Source organism: Hyphococcus luteus (genome assembly GCF_002943565.1).
GTDB classification, from domain to species: domain Bacteria; phylum Pseudomonadota; class Alphaproteobacteria; order Caulobacterales; family Parvularculaceae; genus Hyphococcus; species Hyphococcus luteus.
In genome coordinates this window covers 327719-344744 of record NZ_PJCH01000001.1, presented here as the reverse complement: position 1 = coordinate 344744, position 17026 = coordinate 327719, and the positions used below count along the sequence as shown (strand labels likewise).

Annotated in this window: 15 protein-coding genes; 10 read left to right on the top strand and 5 right to left on the bottom strand. The window is 60.2% G+C overall.

Features of this window, described 5'->3' with window-relative positions; all coding sequences use genetic code 11:
* Both CW354_RS01465 and CW354_RS01460 read right to left on the bottom strand, forming a co-directional pair.
* Positions 1-1023 (bottom strand): uroporphyrinogen decarboxylase family protein, encoded by a 1023-nt coding sequence (locus CW354_RS01465; RefSeq protein WP_104828267.1) that lies wholly within the window; start codon positions 1021-1023, stop codon positions 1-3.
* 19 nt (positions 1024-1042) lie between these two features.
* Positions 1043-1822 (bottom strand): citryl-CoA lyase, encoded by a 780-nt coding sequence (locus tag CW354_RS01460; protein WP_104828266.1) that lies wholly within the window; start codon positions 1820-1822, stop codon positions 1043-1045.
* 271 nt (positions 1823-2093) lie between these two features.
* On the opposite strand from CW354_RS01460, the gene CW354_RS01455 reads away from it, so the two are divergent.
* The 9 genes from CW354_RS01455 to CW354_RS01415 all read left to right on the top strand — a co-directional run bounded on the left by CW354_RS01455 (position 2094) and on the right by CW354_RS01415 (position 12340).
* Complete coding sequence (locus tag CW354_RS01455) at positions 2094-3242, top strand: CaiB/BaiF CoA transferase family protein (RefSeq protein WP_104828265.1); 1149 nt, start codon at positions 2094-2096, stop codon at positions 3240-3242.
* Between the two features lie 157 nt (positions 3243-3399).
* A complete protein-coding gene (locus tag CW354_RS01450; protein WP_104828477.1) occupies positions 3400-4215 on the top strand; it encodes an IclR family transcriptional regulator domain-containing protein in 816 nt (271 codons plus the stop codon).
* Between the two features lie 184 nt (positions 4216-4399).
* Positions 4400-6658, top strand: coding sequence for a TonB-dependent receptor (locus CW354_RS01445; protein WP_104828264.1), 2259 nt, complete (start codon positions 4400-4402; stop codon positions 6656-6658).
* Positions 6659-6697: 39 nt separating this feature from the next.
* Entirely contained in the window at positions 6698-7300 is a 603-nt protein-coding gene (gene wrbA, locus CW354_RS01440) for an NAD(P)H:quinone oxidoreductase (protein ID WP_104828476.1), read from the top strand.
* Positions 7301-7350: 50 nt separating this feature from the next.
* Complete coding sequence (locus tag CW354_RS01435) at positions 7351-7884, top strand: VOC family protein (protein WP_104828263.1); 534 nt, start codon at positions 7351-7353, stop codon at positions 7882-7884.
* A 44-nt stretch (positions 7885-7928) separates the two neighbouring features.
* A complete protein-coding gene (locus CW354_RS01430) occupies positions 7929-8744 on the top strand; it encodes an alpha/beta fold hydrolase (RefSeq protein WP_104828262.1) in 816 nt (271 codons plus the stop codon).
* A 219-nt stretch (positions 8745-8963) separates the two neighbouring features.
* Complete coding sequence (locus tag CW354_RS22850) at positions 8964-9221, top strand: hypothetical protein (protein WP_133162111.1); 258 nt, start codon at positions 8964-8966, stop codon at positions 9219-9221.
* Between the two features lie 243 nt (positions 9222-9464).
* Positions 9465-11402, top strand: coding sequence for an outer membrane protein assembly factor BamB family protein (locus CW354_RS01420; protein WP_104828260.1), 1938 nt, complete (start codon positions 9465-9467; stop codon positions 11400-11402).
* A gap of 32 nt (positions 11403-11434) precedes the next feature.
* The gene (locus tag CW354_RS01415; protein ID WP_104828259.1) at positions 11435-12340 is read left to right on the top strand and encodes a VOC family protein; all 906 of its coding nucleotides are present in this window, start codon (positions 11435-11437) and stop codon (positions 12338-12340) included.
* 10 nt (positions 12341-12350) lie between these two features.
* On the opposite strand, the gene CW354_RS01410 is transcribed toward CW354_RS01415, so the two are convergent.
* The 3 genes from CW354_RS01410 to CW354_RS01400 all read right to left on the bottom strand — a co-directional run bounded on the left by CW354_RS01410 (position 12351) and on the right by CW354_RS01400 (position 14982).
* Positions 12351-12725, bottom strand: coding sequence for a c-type cytochrome (locus tag CW354_RS01410; RefSeq protein WP_104828258.1), 375 nt, complete (start codon positions 12723-12725; stop codon positions 12351-12353).
* Positions 12726-12818: 93 nt separating this feature from the next.
* Positions 12819-13700: a methylenetetrahydrofolate reductase gene (locus CW354_RS01405; RefSeq protein ID WP_104828257.1), complete on the bottom strand. Its 882-nt coding sequence runs from the start codon at positions 13698-13700 to the stop codon at positions 12819-12821.
* A gap of 670 nt (positions 13701-14370) precedes the next feature.
* Complete coding sequence (locus CW354_RS01400; RefSeq protein WP_104828256.1) at positions 14371-14982, bottom strand: TetR/AcrR family transcriptional regulator; 612 nt, start codon at positions 14980-14982, stop codon at positions 14371-14373.
* A 386-nt stretch (positions 14983-15368) separates the two neighbouring features.
* On the opposite strand from CW354_RS01400, the gene CW354_RS01395 reads away from it, so the two are divergent.
* Positions 15369-17009, top strand: a complete 1641-nt coding sequence (locus CW354_RS01395; protein WP_165793468.1) for an arylsulfatase — start codon at positions 15369-15371, stop codon at positions 17007-17009.
* Positions 17010-17026 lie beyond the last annotated feature (17 nt).

The window sequence follows — 17026 nt, the reverse complement described above, 5'->3', positions numbered from 1 at the left end:
TTACAGTTCGGCTCTCACAAGCGCGGCGCCTTCGGCCATCGCTTTCATTTTTCCGAACGCCACGTCGCGCGGCAGGTATTTCATGCCGCAATCGGGCGCGACGATGATCTTGTCGGCGTCCACATGGGGGAGGGCGCGGCGAATTCTCTCCGCGACCGTTTCCGGCGTTTCGACGTCATTGGTTGAAAGATCGATGACGCCGAGAATGACTGTTTTGCCGCGCAAGTTTTCGAGCACGGAGGTGTCGAGATTGGACTGCGCCGTCTCGACGGAGACTTGTTGAACGCAGCAATCGGAAAGCTCCGGCAGAAAGGAATACCCTTCCGGCCTTTCGTGAATGATCGCGGCGTAGCCGAAGCAGATATGAACGGCGGTCTTGCCTTTCGCGCCGTCTAGCGCGGCGTTCAGCGCATCGACGCCGTATTCGCGGGCTTTTTCAGGGCGCGCCTGCATGTAAGGCTCGTCGATTTGCACATAATCGGCGCCGGCGTCGAACATATCCTTGATCTCTTCATTGACGGCGGCGGCGTAGTCGAGCGCCATTTCAGCTTCCGACTCATAAAAGTCGTTCTGCGCCTGCTGCGACATGGTGAACGGACCGGGCACGGTGATTTTGATCGCCTTGTCGGTATTGGCGCGCAGGAATTTCACGTCGCGCACCTGAACGGAATGGCGGCGCTTGATCTTGCCGACGATGCGCGGCACCGGATTGGGATGTCCGCTGCGGTCGAGGGCTTCGCCGTGATTGTCGAGATCCACGCCGTCAAGCGCGGTGGCGAAGCGGTTGGAATAGCTTTCCCGGCGCATTTCGCCGTCGGTGATGATATCGAGGCCGGCGCGCTCCTGGTCGCGAATGGCGAGGATCGTCGCATCGTCCTGCGCCTGTTCGAGCCATTCCGGCGCGACGCGCCATAATTCATTGACGCGCACGCGTGGGGGAAAGCGCCCGGCCAGTTTTTCTCTGTCGATCAGCCAGTCCGGCTGCGGGTAGGATCCGACAAGCGAGGTTGGCAGTAAAATCATGGGCGTCTCCCTTAATTTTTTATTTCATGTCCGGCCCGTCATAGGTGATGGATTCGGCGGCTTTGCCCGACAGGATAAAGCCGATGGGCCGTTCCGTTTCTTCCTGAAGATGGCCGATCAGGCTCGCCGTGCGCGCGAGCAGTGAAATGCCTTTGAGCGCGCCGAGCGGAAAGCCGACATCCAGCATCACCGCCGGAATGGCGCCGTTGACATTGATCGGCAGCGTGCGGCCGATGACATTGGGGATCACTTTCTCGACGGCTTCGAGCGCGCGGATATGCGCGCCGGCGGCGTTGTCATCGCGCGCCATGCCGAGCAGGCGATGGGCGCGCGGGTCGCCGCCCGAATGCTGCGGGTGGCCGAAGCCCGGCACCGGCGTTTTCGTTTCGCGCAGGCGTTTGACCGCGCGTTCGGCGGCGGCGTCGACATCGTCGCCGTCGGCGACAATATCGGCGAGAAAGCGGCCGGCGATTTCAGCGCTGCCGAGCACGACCGAGCCGCAGCCGAGAAGGCCGGCGGCGACGGCGCCTTGAAAGGCTTCCGGCGCAGCGGCGTAAGTCATGCGCGACGCGACGACGCTCGGCACGAGGCCATGCTCGGCGATCGCGGCGAGGACGGCGTCGGCGAATTTTTTCTGCGTGGCGGTTGGCTCATCGCCGGTAACGAGGAGCCAGAAATAACTCGTGAAATCGAGCTTGCCGATAATGTCTTCGCAGAGGTCGCGTCCGCGGACGCTAATGTTTTCCGCCGTCGAAGTGCAAATCGCGCTGTAGGGCTTATCCTGTTTTCCGATGCGCATAAGTCTTGATCCTTTCATCCGAGCCGGGCGGGGCCGCCCCTCAGGTGAAATCGCATATTTGCGCCGGCCTGCCACGCGTGATTGGGCCAATCAACGCAAAATTTTCGCATTCCGAACTTGTCTTCGTTATTCGAATTTTCTATAGCGATGTCAAGGATAGCGCCGCATTTTGAAGGTCAGGCCTTGATAATAGGCGCAAAGCCCTGTTGCGAAGACCCGTTGCGGGAAAGCTGGGGCGAAGCGCCGCCTCCAACGTTTTAGGAGCTGCTTTATGGCGAAAGTGCTCAGCGACATCACCGTGCTCGAGATGGGCACCTTCATCACCGGCCCGGCGGCGGGCATGTTGCTCGCCGATCTCGGCGCCGATGTGATCAAGATCGAGCAGCCGGGCTCCGGCGATCCGTTCCGGGCGTTCAAGGGCGAGCTCTACAGCCCGCATTTCCAGACCTACAACCGCAACAAGCGCAGCATTACGCTGAACACCAAGGACGCCGAGGATCTGGCGGCGCTGGACCGGCTCGTCGCCGAGGCGGACGTCTTCATCCAGAATTTCCGTCCCGGCGTCGCAGGGCGTCTCAATGTCGATTATGAGCGCCTGAAAGAGATCAATCCGCAGCTCGTTTATTGCTCGATCTCGGGCTTCGGCCCCGATGGTCCGGACAAGGAGCGTCCCGCTTTCGACAGCGTCGCCCAGGCCGCCAGCGGTTTTTTAAGGCTGCTCGTCAATCCGGAGCATCCGCGCGTCGTCGGCCCGGCGATCGCCGATGCGGTCACCGGCTTTTACGCCGCGTTCGGAACGCTCGCCGCGCTCAATGAGCGCGCGCGCACCGGCAAGGGCCGCCTTGTGGAAACCTCGATGTTCGAGGCGATGTGCCATTTCAATCTCGACGACTTTACGCATTATCTTTCCGCCGGTGAGATCATGGGGCCTTATAGCCGCCCCCATGTTTCGCAGTCCTATGTCTTCGAGTGCGGCGACGGGCGCTGGCTTGCGCTTCACATGTCCTCGCCGCCGAAATTCTGGGAGAATCTGGCGAAGGCCGTGGACCAGCCGGATATGCTCGACCGTCCCGAATTCGCCGACCGCAATGCGCGCATCGAGAATTATGAAGGGGTGAACGATTTTCTGGCGCCGATCTTCAAGACGCGCTCGCTTGATGAATGGTGCGCGCGTCTGGCGGAAGGGGAGGTGCCGCATTCGCCCCTGCGCAATCCGCCGGAAGTTCTTGAAAGCGCGCAGGCCCGCCATCTCGGGCTGGAGCTGAAAGATACGCATCCGGAAATGGGCGAATTCCGCACCGTTCGCTCGCCCCTCAGCTTCGACGGCGCGCGCCCGAGCGAGGTGAAAGCGCCGCCGACCCTCGGCGAGCATAATGGTGAAATTCTAGGCCGCGCAAAAACCAAAGGCGCGGCGGAATAGCCGATCCGGGGCATACAGTCTTGCACTCAAAGCTTGCGGCGCAGTCAGGAAAGAGGATGCGCCGGCGCCCCGAGAGCTGCGGAACCGATGCCTCTCAGGCTGGATTTCGCCGCCGGAGCACGATAAGTCACGGCGCTTGATCTTTGAGGCGCCGCACATGGCCAGGGCCAAAAACTCCGACAAGGAGCCGGAATATCTCTCGACGCTGGAACGCGGGCTTTCGGTGTTGCGGGCGTTCGACCAGAGCCGGCCGGAGATGCAGCTGAGCGAAGTCGCCGCCGTCACCAATCTGAGCCCCGCCGTCGCGCGCCGCTGCCTCAACACGCTCGTCAAGCTCGGCTATGTGGCCAAACACGGCCGCCGCTTCCTGTTGCGTCCGGAAGTGCTGGCCTTCGGCTGGTCCTATATTTCCTCCATGAATCTCGAAACCGTCGCATTGCCGTTCCTGCAGGCCGTGCGCGACGAAACCGGCGACAGCTCGTCCATGGCCGTCCTTTCCGGGCGCGACGTTCTTTACGTGGCGCATGTGTCGACCCTGCGCCCCATCCGCCTCAGCGCCAATGTGGGAACAAGATTCCCGGCGCATGCGACGTCGCTCGGCAAAGTGCTGTTGGCTTTCCAGAGCGACGAGGCCCTTGAGGCGTATTTCGAAACGGCGCCGCTGACCCGGTACACTGAGCGCACCATCACCTCGCCTGACGAATTGCGCGCAGTCCTGTCACAGGTGCGCGAGGACGGCTTCGCTTCCGCCCTCGACGAGCTCGATTACGGCATCGTCTCCGTCTCCACGCCGGTCTTCGACCGCGAGCGGCGGATCGTGGCCGCCGTTAACTGCTCCACTTCAACGACTCGGGTGTCGGTCGACGAATTGATCAGCGCCCATGTGCCGGTGCTCCGGCGCGCGGCCTCGGAGATCCAGACGGCGCTCGCCAGACATCCTTATATTTCCCACTCTCTTAGCAGCGACGACTAATCGGCGGCTCAATCAGGCGGCGGCGGACGGGAAGCCCGCATTCCGCCATTGCGCCAGTTTTCAAATTTCGAATATCGAACTTGACTTCGATCTACGAAGATTTACGATGAAGCGGCAAGAATCGTTGGCCTGAAGAGGCGGAAAACCGCCCGGCGAAGAACGATGCTTTAGGGAGGAAATAGGGATGGGCATTGCATCAAGACATGCGCGCGCGTTGCTGTCGGCGACGGCTATAGCGGCTTTTTTAACGCCTTCACTGGCGATGGCGCAGGCGGGAGCGGACGAGACCGGCGATGGCGCGGCGGCGTCGGGCGACCGGATCGTCGTTACGGCGCGGCGGCGCGACGAATCCATTCAGGATGTGCCGGCGCAGGTGACTGTGCTGAACGAACAGGCGATCCAGAATCGCGGCATTGAGCGGCCTGCGGATTTTATCGAACAGGTGCCGAACGTCACCTTCGTCGAAACGCAAAACGCCGGCACGAGCTTTCTCGTCATTCGCGGCATCTCACAGGCGCGCAACAGCGAACCGTCCGCGGCGATCGTCGTCGACGGCGTGCCGATGACGCAGCCTGCCCAGTTCAATCAGGCGCTGATCGACATCGAGCAGATCGAAGTCCTGAAGGGCCCGCAGGGCGCGCTTTACGGGCGCAACGCCATTGGCGGCGCGATTGTCATCACGACGAAAAAACCGGGCGATGAATTCGAGGGGAAGTTCACCGGCGGTTATGAATCGGGCCCGGGCTACAAACTTCAGGGCGCGGTGACCGTTCCGCTCGGCGATGATTTGTCCATGCGCGGCGCGATTTCCTATTTCGACACCGAAGGCCATCTCACCAATGTCAACACGACCGACGCGAGCGCTAAAAAGAACGTCGATCCGGTAGAGGATTTAAACGCGCGGCTTTCGTTCCTTTATGAGCCGACGGATAATTTCACCGCCGATCTGCGGCTGTCGGCCGACCTTCTCGATACCCGCGCGCTTTACTATGTGATCCCGGATTTCTCCAATCCGAATTTCAACAACCCCAATTACACGGACCGCCCGATCGATCTTAACAACTCAGGCAAGAATGAGCGCGACATTTACGACGCCGCGCTCAAGCTGACTTATGAGACCGACTATGGCGCGTTTACCTCGATCACCGGCTACAACAGCGTTGAAGAATTGCTGACCGGCGACGGCTATCCGTTCGATCCCTTCGGTCCGTTTCCGATCAACCGGGTCGGGTTCAATTACAGCCAGACCCAGTTTCTGGACGTTGACACGTTCACGCAGGAGCTGCGGTTCACGTCGCCCTCGGAAAACCGTTTTCGTTATATCGTCGGCGGACAGATTTATGCGACCGACCGATACATCTCGACAGGCAACCAGATCGACACCGGCATGGGCGTGATCCCGGTTTACCGCGAACCGAGCACCGATCCGGCTCATCCGCAGCTGACCTTCCTGGCGGATTCCCAGGACCAGTTCGCATGGGCGGTTTATCTCAATACGTCTTACGACATCACGGACGATCTCGAGCTGTCCCTCAATCTGCGTTACGACCATGACAAGCGCGAGAACACGACGCTCACGCCGACGGCGTTCCTGCCCTGCACGCCGGGCCCCGAATGCAGCTCCGGCCTGGTGCGCGAAAACTCATGGGACGACTGGCAGCCGCAGGCGATCCTCAGCTATGCGGCGACGGACAACCTGAATTTGTTCGCCAGCTACAGCCGCGGCTTCCGCAGCGGCGGTTTCAACCAGACGGGCGTCGGCGGGCTGGCGGATGCAAGCGGCTTTTTCAATGTCGGCGATCTCTTCGACCAGGAAACGGCGAACACTTATGAAGCGGGTTTTAAATCCGCCTTCATGGACGGCCGGGTCAATCTCAATGCGAGCGGCTATTTCACCAAAGCCGAGGGCACTTACTTTTTCGTCTTCATCGCCGCCAACTCGACGCAAAATCTCGGCAATATCGATGAGGTCGAGTATAAGGGCTTCGATGTCGAGCTGAACGCGCAAGTGACGGACAACTTCGCTTTCAACGCCGGTTTCGGCTACACCGACAGCGAAATCACTGAATTCCCGGACCCTGTCGCCATCGGCGCCCAGGCGCCGCTGGTCTCGGAATATACGCTCAATATCGGCGCCGAGTACCGGACGCCGCTCTGGGGCGACATCGAAGGGCTGGTGCGCGTCGATTACAACCGCCTGGGCGACACGATCTTCACGATCCCCTTCAGCGCGCCCGAGCTTGCGCTGGACGCCACGCCAGTGGCGCGCGATCCGGTCGATCTCGTCAATCTTCGCGCCGGAATCATGAACGATACATGGTCCTTGATGTTCTGGTCGAAAAACCTGTTCGACGAGGAATATAATACGGAATATTCTCCCGGCGGGTTCCTGTTCAAGGCGCAGCCCATGCGGTGGGGTGTTGACCTGACCGTGCGTTTCTAACGAGGCTGTGTCCCGCGCAGCCGAACAAAGGAGACATTGGTGACCAAGGTTCTGGTGCTTTATTATTCGAGTTACGGTCATGTTGAGGTGCTGGCGAAAGCCGTGGCGGAGGGCGCGTCCTCCGTCTCCGGCGTCACGGTCGACGTCAAGCGCACGCCTGAAATCGTGCCGGAGGAGGTCGCCGTCAAATCCGGCCTGAAGCTCGACCAGGAGGCGCCTGTCGCCGACCCGGCTGAACTCGAAAACTACGACGCCATTATCTTCGGCACGCCGACGCGCTTCGGAAACATGGCCGCGCAGATGCGCAATTTCCTCGACCAGACGGGGCCGTTGTGGATGTCGCGCGCGCTTGTGGGCAAGGTCGGCAGCGTCTTCACGTCGACCGCCAGCCAGCATGGCGGCCAGGAAACGACGATCACGTCGTTCCACACGACGCTTCTTCATCATGGCATGGTCATTGTGGGCTTGCCCTATGAATGGGAAGGCGCTTCGATCATGAGCGAGCTGAGCGGCGGCACGCCTTACGGCGCCTCGACGATCACCGGCGCCGACGGCTCGCGCATGCCGAGCGACAATGAGCTTGAAGGCGCGAAATTTCAGGGCCGGCATGTGGCCAAGATCGCGGCGCGTCTGGCTTCGTAAGGCGCGCCGGCGCATTCAGGCGATTATCGCATTAGAGGAGACGCGAAAGAATGGCGAAAGCATCCCTGCCGAACCGGCTGCATCACACCGCTTATGTCACCAGCGATATGGAAGCGACGCGGAAATTCTATGAAGATGTTCTCGGATTTCCGCTCGTCGCGACCTGGTGTGAAAAGGACATCCTTTTTGGGAAAGAACGCACCTATATCCACTGTTTTTTCGGCATCGCCGACGGCAGCGCATTGGCTTTTTTCCAGTTCGCCGATCCCGAAGACCAAAAAGAATTCGGGCCTGAAATGCCGGCTTCTCCGTTTCATCATATTGCGCTGGATGTGGATGCGGAAACGCAACAAGCCATGGAAGAGCGCATCGCCGCAGCCGGCTATAAAGAGCCGGACACCTATGTGCTGGAACACGGCTATTGCCGCTCGGTCTATGTCGTCGATCCGAACGGCATGATTGTGGAATTCGTTCTCGACCTTCCGGACGCCGTGTCCCGCGCCGACGAATGGCGGGCAAGGGCGCATTCGGAACTGAAACGCTGGCTTGAAGGCGATCACACAAACAACAACGATTATCGCTAGTAAACGCGCATGCGTCTTTCCTCTCTTATGCTTGCGTGAAGCCGATGCCCGGCGCGCCGACGCAAATTTTTGAAATTCCCGTTGACGGCGGCGCGCTGCAGGCCGAGCTGCGGGAGAGCGGTTATGATCATGCCCGCCCGCCCGTCCTGTTTTTGCATGGCTGGACGCTGGACCGGCGCATGTGGGCGCCGCAGATGGAGGCCCTGTCTGCGCGCTACCCGGTGATTGCGTTTGACCGGCGCGGTTTTGGCCGCTCCACGGCGCCGGCGGGCCTCGAAAGGGAAGCCGGCGACATCGCCGCCATTCTCGATGCGCTTTCGATCGAGGCTTGCATCCTCGTCGGCATGTCCCAGGCCGGCCGCGTCGCGCTCGATTTTGCGCTTCGATGCCCGGAGTGCGTGAAGGCGCTTGTGTTGCAGGGGGCGCAGATCGACGGCTTCAGGCCTGCGATGAACGAAGCGGAGGCGATTCCTGTCGACGCTTACCGCGACCTCGCTCGGGCCGGCAAACTGGCCGAATTGCGTAAGGCGTGGCGCGCGCATCCGCTCATGCATGTGACGAATGCAAAAGCGGGCGAGATTGTCGATGAAATTCTGCAAGACTATGACGGCCGCGACTTGCTGGCGCCTGCATCGTATCTCGCCGTCGGACCGGACGCGCTCACCCGCATCGGCGCGCCGATGCTCGTGGTCACGGGCGATCAGGAAACGGTCTCGCGCCGGTTAGTCGCCGACGCCATCGCCGAGGGCGCGCCGAATGCGCGGCGTGCGACGATCGAAAAGGCCGGGCATCTGTGCAATCTGTGCAATCCCGGTCAGTATAACGCCGTTTTGGAAGCGTTTCTCGATTCGCTTGGCTGACATTAATTCCTGTACAGATAATCTGTAAAACAACCCGTTTCGCGCAGGCGTCGTTTGACAGCCGCAGTCCTGCGGCATACGATTGCGACATTCGAAATTAAATTCGAATATCGAATTTCTGTTGCGTTTTCATTGCCGCCACATCGTTTAAACCCGGCGTTCGCCATCTTTGGCGGCGGCGTCAAAAGGCCTGACAAAATCCAACAGGGAGGAAATCCAATGAAGAGAAAAATCGCAATCGTGGCCGGCGCGCTTTTGTTTTCGACAAGCGCCTTCGCCGGCGAGGCCATGGACAAATGCGTTTCCGTGGTGGAGCCGCTTGGGTCTCCCGATCCTGAAGGCCAGTGCGCCTGTTTTGTCGACGCCATGACCGATGAACAGGCGGAAGACTATGTCAACAATGTCTCCGATTGGGAGAGCGACGCTTCGGACGAAATGAAAGAAATCGGGCTTCAGTGCTTCCCGGAGATTAACTGACCCCCGCACGGCGGCGGCGTTTTCAGCGCCGCCGCCGAGACGCCGTTCGCATAAGTCACTCCTTTGACTGTTTCACTGTTCCCCGGCTTTGCGGTGCGGCGCCGAGGCGGAACAACCAAACTTCCCGTATGTGCAATTAATTGATTTTCGAATGATTTGCGGTTGCAAGAAACCGCCGATAGTCTCACGCGGGTAAGGGCCCCCGCGCCCCATGATTAAAGTCGAGTCCGGGAAGGGTCTTGCATGGGATTTCGAAATGCATCGGTTTCAGCCGCCGCAGTGATGATGCTCGGCGCCTGCGCCAATTCCGGGGGGCCGTCGCTCGAAACAGGCGACTGGCCGCGTTACGCCGGCAATCTTGAAGGCACGCGGTATTCCCCGCTCGATGAGATCAATACGGAGAACGTTTCCAGGCTGACTGAAGCCTGGTCTTTCCGCGTGAAGCCCGAAGGCGGCGGCATGCTTGTCAGCTCCGCAACGCCCATCGTCATCGATAATGTGCTCTATCTGCCTATCGGCGACGCCGTCGTCGCGCTTGAAGCAGATGTCGGCGCGGAAATCTGGCGTCACCCCGTCTCCGGCGGCCTGGCGCGGCGGAGCGTCTCTTACTGGCCCGGCGACGACGACTATGGCGCGCGCCTCTTTTATTCGACCGGCAAGACCATTGTCGCGCTCAATCCGCAGACCGGCGAGACCGATGAGAGGTTCGGCGAGGACGGCGCCATCGAACTGGACGTGGCCTACAATTCGCCGCCGACCGTTTACAAAAACGTGCTCATCATCGGCGCCAACACCTCGGAAATGCAGATCGGCGACCCGGGCGACACGCGCGCCTTCGACGCGCGCACCGGCGAAAAGCTCTGGACGTTTCACACCGTGCCGCGCCCCGGCGAAATCGGTCATGAAACATGGCTTGACGACGGCTGGAAGGGGCGGTCCGGCACCAATGTCTGGATCTGGTACATGACCGTCGATGAGGAAACCGACACGCTCTATATGTCGGTCGGCGGTCCGTCTGCGAACTATTATGGCGGCGACCGGCCCGGCGACAATCTGTTCGGCAATTCCGTCGTGGCGGTGGATGCGCTGACCGGCGAGTATAAATGGCACTTCCAGACGATCCATCACGATCTGTGGGATTCGGATCTGCCGGCGCCGCCTGTGCTGGTCGATATCGAAGTCGACGGGAAGACGATCCCGGCGCTTGCGGAAACCGGCAAGGCCGCCTTCATGTACATTCTCAACCGTCACACCGGCGAACCGGTTTTCGGCGTTGAAGAACGGCCCGTCGCCTCAGCCGACGTTCCCGGCGAATGGTATTCTCCGACGCAGCCCTTTCCGATAAAGCCGCCGCGCTTGTCGCGCAGCGACTGGACGCCGGACGACATCGTGACGCCCGAAGACACGAATGAAGAGCATGTCGCGGCCTGTCATGCATTGCTCGAAAGTTATGGCGGGACGTTCTTCAACGCCGGCGCGTTCACGCCCTTTTTTCTTTACGAGGAAGGCAAACCGCTGAAGGCGTCGATCAACATCCCGCAAAATGGCGGCTCCAACTGGGGCGGCGGCGCAGCGGATCCGACGACCGGTTATGTCTATGTCAATTCCAGCACCGGCGGCAGCATCGGCTTTATCGAAAAGCGCAAGGAAGGCGCCGATTACGGCCGCGGCACGGGGGGCTCTACGCAAGCCTATGACCGCGCCAGCCTCTCCGGGCCCGGCGCCTATACGGGCTTCAGGGCCAGTTTCACGAATGAAGACGGCGAGGAAGTGACCTTGCCCTGCATCAAGCCGCCCTGGGGACGCCTCTTCGCCATCGACGCCAATACCGGCGAAATCGCCTGGGAGACGCGGCTTGGCGTCAGCGAAGGGCTGCCTGAAGACAAATGGGCGACGGGCGCGAACAACACGTTCGGCGGGCCGATCGTGACGGCCGGCGGGCTCGTCTTTATCGGCGCCACGAGCGACCATCGTTTCCGCGCTTTCGATTCAAAGACCGGCGAAGAGTTGTGGACTGCGACGCTCGATAATCACGCGCAGGCCGTGCCGATTACCTATCTCGGCGAGGACGGCCGGCAATATGTGGCGGTGATGGCGGCCAGTTTCGGCGTCGGCGCGCGCGGGCCCGACGGCAAGCCGCTGAACAACGAATCCCTCGTTGTTTACGCCTTGCCGGAATAATAAAGCGGGCCGGAATAAAGTGGAGAGATGTCATGCCGATGCGGTTCAAGACGGCCCTGTTTCTCGGATTGTCCCTGATGGCGCCGTCGGCTTTCGCTGAAGAGCCTGCGGCGGAAAAAGCCGAAACGACGAGTTCCGTGCGCTCCGTGATCAGTCAGGATTCGATGAATGTCTATCGGCGCTTCGTTCCCGAAGATCGCGAAAAGATGGTCGCATTTTACGACGAAGTGCTGGATCTCGCCCCCCTGCAGCCGATCGATCTTGGCGGCGGCATGCAGATGATCCTGTTCAAGATCGGCGGCGCCCAGATCAAGCTCGCTTCGGGTCTGAAAGAAGGCCGGCAATATCATCTCGGCGGCGTCAAGGACGGCACGGGCATTCGCCTTTTCACGCTGTTTTTCCCCGACGAAGCCGCGCTTGCCGCCCGCTTTGAAGAGCATGGCTATGACGCGCCGCAATTCACGGATATCGGCGGCGGCGCGCGCGCCGCGCTGGTCGAAGATCCGGGCGGCTTTACCTTGAAGCTTGTGGTTGAACCGGACGCGCCGCGGGAGACCTATGAAAAGGTCGAAGTCGGCGTCAATGCGTCTGATCTCGAGGCGAGCCGCGGCTTTTACCGCGATTTTGTCGGGCTCGATGAATTGCCGCCGGTTGAGGACAAGCTGCTCGGCGTGACGAAATACCCGTATCGCAATGGCGCGACGACCATCAATGTCTGGTCGGCGGGCGAGGATTTGCCGGCCGATACGGGCAGCGCCGGCGTGCAATATGTGGTGAGCGACGTCGATGCCGTCGATGCGACGGCGAAAGCGCGCGACGTCACGGTGGAAACGCCGCTCGGGAGTCTGCCGGGCTTTGACTTGCGTTTTGTCTGGCTCAACGATCCGGACGGCGTGACGAATTACTTCGCGCAGGTCGGCGGCAATCCGGATCAGTGAGCGCTGAGGCTTATTTCTTCGCGACCTGCATGATGTAGGCGGAGAGGTCGGCGATTTCCTTTTCGGTCAACTGGCCGCCGAAAGGCGGCATGGCGCCTTGACCGTTGGTGATGCGGCTGACGACATATTCATAAGTGAGATTGGGGTTGTTATCGAGCGACGGACCGATGGGCCCCATGGCTTGCGCGTCCGCCAGCTTGTGACAGCTGGCGCAGGACCAGGTCCGGAACAGATCCCGGGCGCTTTCAACCTGTTCGTCTGTAAGACTCGGCGCCTGCGCGTCGGCTTTCGTCTCGCTCGCTGCAAAAGCGCTGGAGATCATCGCCGCAAAAGCAAGCCCCAGTCCCGCCGCTTTCAAATCCATCCGGGATCGCAAAGGAGCCATAACGCCGCCATCCTTTTCTGTGCAGTTCAGGCCTTATCCGATGGCCATTTTACCGCGGTTCGCCGCTTTGTTGAAGCTGGCGCCGCGGCCTGCTTATGTTAGGCCGCGTTTTTTCTCATGTTCGTGAATCCATTCCAGAGTCTTCGAAAGGCCGCCGAACGGATAAAAGTGCAGCCGGACGCGCCCGTGTTTTTTGAAGTCGAGCCCGTCTTCGATGGCGCCGACCAGCTTGTCCGGGCCGGCCGTGCCCATCAGTTTCGTCAGCGAGACGCCGTACTTCGCCATCACCGCCGCCGAGGCGCCGACGCCGCAGCGCGCGGCGAAGCCGAGCAGGCGCTTGATGCCGGCGGGGCCCGGCACGCCGATGCGCACCGGCGCGTCAATGCCGCGCGCGCGCATTTCTTCGAGCCACTCAAGGAACGGATCGGCGGAAAAGCCGAACTGGGTGACGATGATGGGCAACATGCCGCGGTCGCGGATTTCGGCGATCTTGTTTTCCATCCAGACCCAAAGGTCGTCTCTTGAGACATTGGGATGGCCTTCGGGATGGCCGGCGATGCCGATCGCCTTGATGCCGTTTTTTTCAAGCAGGCCGGTTCTGATGATCTGGAGCGAATCGGCGAAGGGGCCTTCCGGTTGCGGCGGGTCGCCGGCGATGAGGAAGATCCGTTTGACGCCGGATTCGCCCGTCACGTGCTCGAGCATGTTTTCAAGGATCGCCTGCGATTGGATGCGCCGGGCCGACACATGAGGCATCGGTTCGAAGCCAAGCTCGCGCACCGCCTTCACCGCATTGATGCGGTCTTCCATCTCTTCGCCGGGCAGGAAAGTGACGGCGATGGGCGTTTGCGGGGCGATCATGGGCGCGGCTTCGCGCAGCGACGGGACGTCCTTGGCGGTGATCTCCAGAGAATAGCCGTCCAGCATGTCGGAAGACAGGGTCTCCCAGTTCGGGTGAATTTCGGCATAAGACATAACGGGTTTCCTCCGACCGAGACGTTTTACGCGCGCAGGCGCTCTTTTCGACCGTCCTAGATACCGCCTTTGCGGCGGCGTGCGCCGCATTTCGCGCAAAAATTCTGTTCCATCACGGGCCAGCCGAGACGGACGGGCGGCGTCCAAGGGGAAAGACGGAAGGCCGGGTCGCTTCCTGACGTCATTCATCATTGGCGGGGCGCGAACGGGGCTTGTCGATCACTCCCGCTACCACCCTAGGGGGCGCCTCATCCGGCGGCGATGGCGAAGGCGGGCGGTGGCTTGTCGTAAGCTAAGCGTGGCAATATACTTCGTATACAGAAAGATATAATAAGCATTTGCCACCCCATGTGGAATAGAGTTCCTCCATGTCTTCGACCTCCGCGCGGACGTCCTCCAGCATCGGCGTGCGGGATTCGCTTTTCGCCGTCACCTGCACGAGATGTCATCCGCGTTCCGGCCGGATTGGGCCCTGCCAGCGGTTTTCCATGGCTGCGAGATTGAAAACGGCGTCTGCGAAATCATCGCCGTTACGTTTTACCGTCACAGTGCAAGTGATGAAACGAGGCGGGCGCATGAAAAGGCGTTTTCAGCGCGATTGCTGGAAGCATCGGCGGCGCCTGGCCGTTTCATCGCCGCAGGCGCTTGCGGCGGCGCGCCGAAGGATGCGCTATTTGCCGAAGCCGGCCACATCCAGGGCGATTTTTGTCATGGTCGGAAGAAATTTATCGTCATCAAGCGACAAGGGCCCCGGACTGTTGATCACCTGGTTGTTGACGACGCTGTTGAACACCTGAATGGCGACGGTGAGGCGGCGATACTCGGCGGGGCTGAGTTTTTTGCCGCGGCTCTCCTCCATTGCTTCGACGGCAAGCGTCAGTCGCTGCATGCGCAGATCAGTAAAATTGGACCAGAAATCCGGTTGCGCGGCCGAGCGCTCGAGGGCGGCGTGCCAGAGATTGCGGTTCCGGCGCACATGCTCATAAGTGTCGCTCAGAAAGAGGAGCAAGATGTCCTTGGGCGTTCTCCCCCGCCATTTTTCAACCCCTTCCTCGATGCTGGCTTCAAGGAAGTCCGTAAGCAGGATCTTCAAGAACTCGTCCTTGCTGCCGAAACGCTGGTAAAAGGTGCCGACGGAGCGTTTCGCGGTTTTCGCCAGGTCGACCAAAGACAGCTCCGCATAAGTCTGTTTTTCCAAAAGTTTGAGCGCAGCCTCGACGAACCGTTTCGTGGTGAGGCGGCTCCTTTCCTGCTGAGGCGAGCGGCTGAGTTTATCCATCATCGGGCCGGGGCTTTCCTTGCTTGACAGTTAAAACATGAAATCATAATATATATTCAGGTTCATATTTTGGATGGCCTCATATTGATGCGGCGTTTTGAAACGCAGGAAGGCGTTTCTGCTTCACTTTGGCCATCCATGTAAATCGGGGCGAGCTGGGGACTGGGCTTTATCACGACAAACAGCCGGCGCTGACAGAGCTGGCGGTTTGCTTTCCGAATGCACGTAAGGGGAGAGATGTTTCGCAGGCCAAGCCCGTGGCTTCGCCTGAATGCTGTCGGCTGCGCTGCAATGGGCGGGTCTAAACATCATGAATTGTCAAGAGCGCGAAAAAATCGCGCCAGACGACATTGGGGAGGGGCGCTCTGTCTCGAGCAAATGGCATACGTTTGGTCGCATGTTGTCTTGCGGCTTTTGTCGCGAGTTGTCAGCAGACCGGCGAACAATCCGCTGGGGGTGATCCGTCGACAGAGTTTGCGGCGGAAACGCCGCGGCCGAACATACTGCTTATTGTCGCAGACGATCTTGGATATGCCGATCTTAGCATTTTCGGCAGTGAAATTCCGACGCCCAATATCGATTCGCTGGCGCGCAAGGGCGTGCTCCTGACGAATTTCTACGCCAACATGGCCTGCTCGCCGACCCGGGCGATGTTGATGTCCGGGACGGACAGCCATCTGGCGGGGCTTGGCGTTATGGGACGTCCGTCCAATCCTGTCCAACAGGGCGAGCCCGGCTATGAAGGCTATCTGAACTTTCGGGTCGCTAGTCTTGCGAACCTGATGAAAGACGCCGGCTACCACACTTATATGGCCGGCAAATGGCATCTCGGCGACACGGTTGAAACCGGGCCCCGCGCGCGCGGTTTTGAAAAATCCTTCATCTCCATTGACGGGGCCAGCCATCTCGGCGGGCTCTCCTGGAACGGTCCGGGTCTTGCGCCTTACCGTGACGGCGACGAACTCGTCACGGTCGGCGAGGATTTTTATACGACGCGTTTTTATACGAACCGCATGATCGATTACATCGAGAGCGGCCGCGAAGATGAGAAGCCGTTTTTCGCTTATCTCGCTTACACGGCGCCGCACTGGCCTTTGCAGGCGCCGCGCGAGAGCATCGAAAAATTCTCCGGCCAGTATGACGACGGATATGAGGCGCTCTACAGGCGGCGTTTCGAAAAAATGAAGGCGCTGGGCTTTATTCCCGAGGACGCGCCGGGATTGCCGCCGGTCGCCGGCCAGCCGGCATGGAATGACTTAACGGAAAAACAGCAGCGAATCGAATCGCGGAAGATGGAAATCTATGCCGCGATGGTCAGCGATCTCGATTCCTATATCGGCAAGGTCATCGATTATCTGAAATCCACCGGCGAATTCGACAACACGTTTATTTTCTTCATGTCGGACAACGGTCCGGAAGCGCAGCGTCGCGATCTGGCCGCGCCGCTCTCCGATTGGGTCGCGGAATGCTGCGATAATTCCTACGAAAATCTCGGCAACGGCGATTCCTATGTGATGTACGGGCCGAATTGGGCGCGCGCGAGTTCGACAGCGTTTTACCGCGCCAAGGGCACCGGCTTTGAAGGCGGCATTCATGTGCCGGCTTTCGCCTATCATCCGGGCCATGTCGAAGGCGGCGGGCGCAATGATCAATTCAGCACCGTCATGGACTTGCTGCCGACGCTGCTGGATCTGGCGGGCGCGGAGCATCCTCAAGAAACCTATGAAGGCCGGCCGATACTGCCCGTAAAGGGCCGCTCCATGTTGCCGGCGCTCAAAAATGCTGAAACGCCGGTTCACGACGCCTCCGGCTATGTCGGCTGGGAGTTGTTCGGTCACCGCGCCATCCGTCAGGGCGAATGGAAGCTCGTGTGGGATGCGGCCGAAGGCGATGACGCGACCTGGGCGCTCTTCAATCTGGCGGACGACCCGCAAGAACAAAGCGATTTGAGCGAAGCCGAGCCTCAGCGCCTGAAAGCGCTGATCTCGCTTTGGAAGCAATATCACGCGGAAAATGGATTGCAGCCCTGAATGACAGCCGGGACCGG

Coding starts and splice junctions, on each gene's coding strand:
- CW354_RS01465 (WP_104828267.1), bottom strand. CDS start 1,023: ATGATTTTACTGCCAACCTCGCTTGTCGGATCCTACCCGCAGCCGGAC.
- CW354_RS01460 (WP_104828266.1), bottom strand. CDS start 1,822: ATGCGCATCGGAAAACAGGATAAGCCCTACAGCGCGATTTGCACTTCG.
- CW354_RS01455 (WP_104828265.1), top strand. CDS start 2,094: ATGGCGAAAGTGCTCAGCGACATCACCGTGCTCGAGATGGGCACCTTC.
- CW354_RS01450 (WP_104828477.1), top strand. CDS start 3,400: ATGGCCAGGGCCAAAAACTCCGACAAGGAGCCGGAATATCTCTCGACG.
- CW354_RS01445 (WP_104828264.1), top strand. CDS start 4,400: ATGGGCATTGCATCAAGACATGCGCGCGCGTTGCTGTCGGCGACGGCT.
- CW354_RS01435 (WP_104828263.1), top strand. CDS start 7,351: ATGGCGAAAGCATCCCTGCCGAACCGGCTGCATCACACCGCTTATGTC.
- CW354_RS01430 (WP_104828262.1), top strand. CDS start 7,929: ATGCCCGGCGCGCCGACGCAAATTTTTGAAATTCCCGTTGACGGCGGC.
- CW354_RS22850 (WP_133162111.1), top strand. CDS start 8,964: ATGAAGAGAAAAATCGCAATCGTGGCCGGCGCGCTTTTGTTTTCGACA.
- CW354_RS01420 (WP_104828260.1), top strand. CDS start 9,465: ATGGGATTTCGAAATGCATCGGTTTCAGCCGCCGCAGTGATGATGCTC.
- CW354_RS01415 (WP_104828259.1), top strand. CDS start 11,435: ATGCCGATGCGGTTCAAGACGGCCCTGTTTCTCGGATTGTCCCTGATG.
- CW354_RS01410 (WP_104828258.1), bottom strand. CDS start 12,725: ATGGCTCCTTTGCGATCCCGGATGGATTTGAAAGCGGCGGGACTGGGG.
- CW354_RS01405 (WP_104828257.1), bottom strand. CDS start 13,700: ATGTCTTATGCCGAAATTCACCCGAACTGGGAGACCCTGTCTTCCGAC.
- CW354_RS01400 (WP_104828256.1), bottom strand. CDS start 14,982: ATGATGGATAAACTCAGCCGCTCGCCTCAGCAGGAAAGGAGCCGCCTC.